At 41.3% G+C, this 501-nt stretch carries 1 protein-coding gene; it reads right to left on the bottom strand.

Annotation, left to right across the window (positions count from 1 at the left end; translation table 11 throughout):
- Positions 1-122: 122 nt before the first annotated feature.
- Positions 123-501 (bottom strand): integrase core domain-containing protein (locus JCM11969_RS16845; RefSeq protein WP_156319429.1); only part of this gene is annotated, 379 nt, incomplete at its 5' end.

The following is a 501-nucleotide window of genomic DNA, read 5'->3' as shown; positions in this document are numbered from 1 at the left end:
TGGATTGAAGTCAATATTTGAGACAGATTTTAAGAGACATTCAGAACCGCGTTTACCTTCCACAGCTCAAATAAATCATTAATCGTGATTAATAACTTATTTGAACCATGGAAAGCATTAAATCAGGCGGCCATTTGGCTCGTAAGTGTTGCGATTTCAACTTGTAAGGGGGTCTGGTAGCCCAGTGAACTATGAATTCTCTTCCTATTGTAGAAAGCATGCACATATTCAAAAAGGACAGCAGCGGCAGTTTCATAATTCTCAAAGACCGGCACTGGATAAACACATTCCTTTTTGAGGGAAGCATGAAAAGATTCCATTGGTGCATTATCGTATGGACACCCCTTACGGCTGTAAGAGTGGCGGATATGTAGTTCTGTTAACCGTTGGTTGTAATCATCGCTGGTGTACTGTGATCCTAAGTCTGTGTGGATAATCAGGTCCCCAGTAATGGTTCGATTTTTAGCCGCGCTTTCCAGGGTCTTTAAGACTAAATCAGTA

This window comes from Secundilactobacillus paracollinoides DSM 15502 = JCM 11969, assembly GCF_001311135.1.
GTDB classification, from domain to species: Bacteria; Bacillota; Bacilli; order Lactobacillales; family Lactobacillaceae; genus Secundilactobacillus; species Secundilactobacillus paracollinoides.
Note: the sequence above shows the minus strand (reverse complement) of the source record. Positions and strands in the feature narration are given on the sequence as shown.